This window comes from Desulfobacter sp. (assembly GCF_050177295.1).
The window spans coordinates 1-4,550 of record NZ_JBFXHE010000365.1 but is presented as its reverse complement, the minus strand read 5'-3'; the positions used below and the strand labels follow the sequence as shown (position 1 = coordinate 4,550).

General features: G+C 43.0%; 4 protein-coding genes. 3 read left to right on the top strand and 1 reads right to left on the bottom strand.

The genetic code is table 11. The features are described from left to right. From AB7U36_RS19090 to AB7U36_RS19080, 3 genes are all read left to right on the top strand, one after another. The coding region (locus AB7U36_RS19090; RefSeq protein WP_428161238.1) for an AsmA-like C-terminal domain-containing protein at window positions 1-1,523 on the top strand (1,523 nt) is incomplete at its 5' end. A gap of 19 nt (window positions 1,524-1,542) precedes the next feature. Next, the gene (locus AB7U36_RS19085) at window positions 1,543-1,995 is read left to right on the top strand and encodes a regulatory protein RecX (protein WP_428161237.1); all 453 of its coding nucleotides are present in this window, start codon (window positions 1,543-1,545) and stop codon (window positions 1,993-1,995) included. 273 nt (window positions 1,996-2,268) lie between these two features. Beyond that, complete coding sequence (locus AB7U36_RS19080) at window positions 2,269-2,685, top strand: PilZ domain-containing protein (protein WP_287562175.1); 417 nt, start codon at window positions 2,269-2,271, stop codon at window positions 2,683-2,685. Between the two features lie 191 nt (window positions 2,686-2,876). Here AB7U36_RS19080 and AB7U36_RS19075 read toward each other — a convergent pair. After that, the coding region (locus AB7U36_RS19075) for a peptidylprolyl isomerase (RefSeq protein WP_428161236.1) at window positions 2,877-4,550 on the bottom strand (1,674 nt) is incomplete at its 5' end.

Below are 4,550 nucleotides of genomic sequence, written 5' to 3'. Positions count from 1 at the left end.
TTAAAGATTTTTCCGGAATCATGGACATTAATGACTTTAGGCTTGAAGGCCCCATGTTCTCCCCAAACCTGTGGCAGGTCCACATGACAGGCCAGATCAATAAAGGGGCTGTTATATTTTCAGACAAAACCCAAGGGCTGTCCGACCTATTCTGCACATTCAACGCAACCCCTTCAACGATAACCGTGTCCGAAATTGCCTGTACCATTAAAGACCTCTCCTGGCTTGAAAATAACATTTCACCCGAATATACCCAAAGTATTATCCTCCCCCTGACACTGACCCAGGCACAATTTGTGAGGCAAGCAAATGCCTGTTTGTTTCAGGGAAAGTTACGCATGATCTCGGGTGCAACGGTATCCTTCATGGCAGACGGTCCTGCCGTGGACAAAATGACCCTGTCAAAGCTGCAGATAGAGGATGGGAAGCGAACCCATGCCGATCTAACCTTTTACAACCAGCCGGACATGCCCAGGATTGTTTTTTACGGGCAACTGGATAAACCAACCCTGGAAAACATGCTTCACCCTGATTCGTATCTTTACCGGAAACTTCAGGAGGCAACCGGTGACAATGCATTGACGGTTTCAACGGATAAAACAGGCGACATCACCATAACTGCAGACACGCTTGATCTTGATTCCTTTTTGCCCCTGCAGAAAACATCTGCATCCGCCCGCCCCCTGGTAAAACAAAACCGGATTTTTATCAACGTCAACACATTGAACTATGACCAGCGTGTATACCAGGGAGTTCGGGCAAAGGTGACAATTCATCAATTGTCCACGCATATCGATATTACCCATGCCCTTCTTTGCGGCCTTGATCTTTCAAGCAAAATAACCATCAATCCTGCCGGTGACAGGCCCGGGGTGTTGACTCACACGTTTTTCAATACGAAACAGGCAAAGGAGGTGTCGCTTTCAATCGGATGCCTGACAGGCACTCAAAGTGTTATTAAAGGAAGTTATACACTTGAAGGAGAACTTGCCGGCTCCGCACAGACCTTTGACATGGTGAAATCCAAACAGAACGGGCATCTTAATTTTAAGGCCCAGTCCGGCCGTATATTCAAAGCCACGGTGCTTTCCAGGCTCTTATCACTTGTCAATATTATAGGAGAAACGGACCTGCAGCAACAGGGGTTCGGATTTAAGACATTTACTGCCGATGCAGACGTAAAAGAAAGTGTGGTGCATATAAAAAATGCCGTCATTGATGCAGACAATATGGGCATCATTGCCGAAGGATGGGCAGATCCGCTAAATGATGCCCTGGATATCACCTTTTTGGTGGCCCCGTTTAAAACCATCGATACCATCATTAAATACATTCCGGTTGTAAATGCGATTCTTAACGGCCGACTTGTCTCTTTCCCGGCCAGAGCCTATGGTAAGATATCAGATCCCACTGTGGTTCTCCTTCATCCTTCCGCAGTGGGAAAAGGCTTGCTCAACCTGTTGGAGGATCTGGTCAAAAGCCCTGGTCGCATAGTTGAAGGAGCGAAAGGAAATGAAAAATAGCCCTGAGAGAATATAGAAAATGACTGTTGAAAAAGCATACCAAAAGGCCTTGGGGTATCTGTCAAAAAGCCCTAAAACAATCCGGCAGATGAAAAATTATCTGACTGATAAAGGATATGACGGCAATATTATTGATCAGGTTATTGTGCAGTTGTCAAACTTTAATTACCTTGACGACAGAGCATTTGCACGCGGGTTTATCGAAAGCCGAATCCGTTACAAACCCAAATCCGTATTTGCCCTTGGATTTGAGCTGCGCAAAAAAGGCATCGATCCGGCACTTGCTGAAGAACTCCTATCTGTATACAAAGACGAGGAATTGGCATTAAAAGCCGTTGAAACTAAAAAGCAGGCCTGGAACAGTCTGGATGAATCGGAATGCAGAAAAAAAATAATGAACTATTTGCGTTATAGAGGGTTTGATTACAGTGTGTGTCAGACTGTATGTCGGATATTTCAAACAGAGCCCTGAAGAAATACAAAGCCCACGGTCACAGAATTTTTTTTCTCAATTTAACACTTTATTTACACAATTGTTGCCAAATAAATTTCATAATAGCGGAAAAACTTTAAATTGACCCCAATAAAAAACAAGATGGGAATTTTTTTATTTATTCGCAATGTTCGTCGTTTAGGACTTAGTCCATTGAATAAAACCATAAAAAAAAATTGAGGGTATAAATATTGCTTATATAGCTTAATGCAAAAAAGAAGATTTTTAACACAGAAAGTTAAGGATTTACTTATGGTTGGCAGAAAAAGAACCATTGAGCGTAGAAAACACAAACGGTATAAAGCGGTGGAAGGTGCCTATGCAGCCATCAGTCCCAATTCCAACAAGATTGGTCAAATCATCGACATCAGTATGGGCGGACTGTGTTTCAAATATATCAACACAGAAAACAAATCAGAAGAACCTGTGAATAGAAATGAAGAGTCTATTTTCCTAAGCAGCATGGGATATTATGTTGGCGATCTTCCCTTTCAGACGGTTGCCGACTATGAAATAACGAATACGCCGTCATTCAGTTCAATGAAAGTCAGAAAGCGCCACATCAAATTTACCGATCTTACATTCAAACAGCTGTTTGATCTGGACTATTATCTAAAAAACAATGTATCGGAACCATTAAAATCGCTTTCGAATCAAAATAAATCTTGAATCGCCATTTATCGGCATAAAGTACCAGATTAATATCTATAGATCCTACATTTCGCTTGTCTCTGTAAGTATCCTAATTTATGAGAAATAAAATTGTGTATTTTCACTCAACTTTAACTCCGCTATTAATAAATTCAGATAGTTATGAATTAAAGAGCGAAATGTAGGGTAGATCTCTATTTCAATATTAATTAATTGATAATATCTGTATTTATCCGTATTTCAGCTTTCTCTTTCCGGGCCGCCAGCCATTGAGAATAATACGCCTGCTGTTTTCGGGTTTCAAGTTGCAGCTTAACCGTATCAAGATTATCGGCAATGGCAGTTGCCTCAGGCACCTGTTTTTCCTTAAGGCCGATAATATAGAATTTGCCTGACACTTCAACAACTTGTTTATAAACAGGATTTTTTTCATCAAGAGTAAAAGCGGCTTGTGCAAGGGCCACAGATCCGGCAATACCGGGAATATCTTCAGTGCGTGTGAACATCTTACTGGCTTGGACCTTAAAATGGTTATCAGCGGCAATTTTTTCAAGACTTACGGCATCGGCATCCTTGCCTGCTTTTTGAAGCATTGACTCAGCGGCTTTCTTAGCTGCCTGTTTTTTCAGATCGGCAGTTAATGTAACGGCAATTTCATTTTTTACATCTTCATAGGCAAGCAACTCCGGGTCTATCTTTTCAAGCACATGCATCAGGTAATAATTGTTTCCGATTTTCTTGATTTCACTGATCTCATTATCAGCCAGGGAAAAGGCTGCGGCGGCAAACTGACCGGGATCCGAAATACCCATACCCTTAAGTTCCGTTCCCATGGCAGCAAAAGCAGGTGTGTTTACAGGCTGTTTACCTGCAAGCAGGACAACCTGTTCAAAGGAATCACCATCAAGCACGGCATCATAAGCATCCTCAGCCTTATTATATGCCAGATCCTGAAGCCGGCTTGCAGCCAGTTCCTTTTGAATCTCTACTTTGGCGGTCTCAAAAGGCGTCACGGCTTCAGGTGTTCTATCTGTCACATTAATAATATGCCAGCCGAAACCGGTTCTTACAGGCTGTGAGATATCGCCTGCTTTCATGGCAAACGCGGCATCAGAAAAGGGTTTTACCATACTGGTTCTGCCGAACCGGCCCAGGTAGCCACCACTGGCGGCAGACGGCCCCTGAGAATAGGCTTTGGCCAGTTCTGAAAAATCTACCCCCTTGACTGCTTTCTCATAAACGCTCAAAGCCTCTTCTTTGGCCTTGGCCACGGCCTGTTCATCGGCGTTTTCGTCAACCTTTATAAGGATATGACTGGCTTCAACCTGCTCCGGAGTGGTAAACCGTGTCGGGTTTTGATTATAAAAATCCCGGATAGAAATTTCATCAATCTTAACCTGAGCCTCAAAATCCCCCGGCGCAAACACCAGGAATGCAACTTTGCGTTTAGGCTCAGACATGTAAAGATCGTGATGATTGTCATACTGGGAACGAATCTGCGCTTCATCGGCAAAAACATCAGAAAATGTGCCCGGATCAATCATAATATAATCAATACTGGCTTTTGCATTGTTAAATGAATACCAGGCCTGGGCTTCCTGATCTCCCACGGTTATGCCATTGATCACCATGCGCTGGAGTTTGGCATTCCTGATTGTGTTGCGCTGACTCGCTTCAAAGGTTTCGGGAGTCATGGAATTTTGTCCAAGCACCCGCCTGTACAGATCTATATTAAAGACACCGTCTTTTTGGAATGCCTTAACTGACAGCAGATCCTGTTTAAGCTCTTGGTCAGACACAACAATTTTCAACTTTTGGGCCTCAATTTCCAGAACCTTTTGATCAATCAGACTGTTCACTGCATGCTGCTTAATATTCAGCGA

Bases quoted from the DNA above. Each gene is read 5' to 3' on its own strand.
- AB7U36_RS19085 (WP_428161237.1), top strand. From the start codon at position 1,543: ATGACTGTTGAAAAAGCATACCAAAAGGCCTTGGGGTATCTGTCAAAA.
- AB7U36_RS19080 (WP_287562175.1), top strand. From the start codon at position 2,269: ATGGTTGGCAGAAAAAGAACCATTGAGCGTAGAAAACACAAACGGTAT.